The 1,445-nt window shown below is 71.0% G+C and carries 1 pseudogene; it reads right to left on the bottom strand.

The features are described from left to right. Positions 1 to 1,004, bottom strand: a pseudogene (locus J5Y04_RS41145) (hypothetical protein); the annotation flags it as partial. Positions 1,005 to 1,445: the final 441 nt, after the last annotated feature.

Here is a 1,445-nt window from a genome sequence, read left to right on the forward strand (position 1 = left end):
AGCGCACTGGAGTCCAGTTCGCGCAGGACGTCCCCGACCTCGGTCCTGACCTGGAGGCCGGTGGCCTGGCGCAGTTCCTCGCCCAGACTGTCGGCACGGTCCTGGATCCCGGCCGAGGCGGGGGCACCGATGCCGGCGAAGTCCGCGTCGAGCAGCCAGCTGCGGCCGTTCTGCGGAATCCGCGCGGCGGTGAAGACGCTGTCGTCGACCAGCATCGGGCCGTAGGTGGTGAACCCGCCGACCTGGATCTCACGCCCGCCCACCGGGTCGAGGCGCCAGTACACGTCCGAGGGATCCGCGGCCCGGTAGACCCCGGTGATGCGCACCACGAGCGGCGACCCGTCGAAGCGGTCCTCCAGCCGGACCTCCGCCGGCAGCACACCCGCGGTGAGACCGAGCCGCGCCAGCACGGCCTGCGGGACCGCGACCTCCACCGCCCCCCGCCCCGTCACCCCCGCCACCGCCGGCCAACCACCCGACAACAGCGTGACACGCTGATGGTCCAGCGCCGCCAGCACCGTCAACTCGGGCCCCTTCGCGGGGGCGGTGGCTGGCTGGGTGCCAGTGCCGGCGGGGGTGCCGGCGCCGGCTCCGGTTCCCGACGATGTGCCCGACGGGGAAGCGGAGTTGGTGCCCGGCTGGGTGCCCGAAGGGGCGGCTGCCGGGGTGCCGGACGACGGCGCCGGGCTCTGCGGGAGCCCGTAGGAGCGACTGCGGGCGACGGTCTCGGTGTGCACCGGCAGGTCTCCGAAGAGCCTCCCGGCGTAATCACCCACCGCCGCATCGTCCTTGGGCCGCTTGTCGAACCCGTGGTCGGCACTGACCAGCACGGTGGTCCTCGCGCGGACCGGCCCTTGGAGCGCCTGGCGCAGCCCGGCCTCCCCCACGGTGCGGTTGAACGCCACCAGCGCCGTGAGCACTGCAGTGGTGATCAGCACCGTGAGCAGGACCGCGGCGGCCAACGGCAGTCGCCCGCGCAGACGGCGCACGACGAAGCCGAGCATCCCGTTCCTCCCCCAGTACATTTCGGTCCCGCGCAGCTCTCCCCCGTCCGGGCACGTCTCTGCCACGGGATGGACGCCTGTCGCGTACCGCTACGGTGATCACCGGCGATTGATCACCGGATAGCGGACGACTCTGTCAGATTCGATCCATGAACGGAAGGGACTTGCGCGAATCATGTAACTAGTGAGCAAATTCTCGGCAATGACGGCACCGCGATCGGCCTTTCCCTCCGATGAGAGAGCCCGTCAGCAATCCGATATCGCCATGCACACCTCATCAAGACCACGTCGCCACCCGGCCGAGTCGGCCGGGGAACGCTCGAAGCGCACCCAGGGGGACGCCGTATGACCCAGCAACCGGCCGGCACCGTCACCGCTCCCATGGTGGCCGTCACCGACCTCCACCGCAGTTTCGGCACCGGCGAACGCGCCGTGCACGCA

The organism is Kitasatospora sp. RG8 (assembly GCF_017813315.1).
In the GTDB taxonomy this organism is placed as follows: domain Bacteria; phylum Actinomycetota; class Actinomycetes; order Streptomycetales; family Streptomycetaceae; genus Kitasatospora.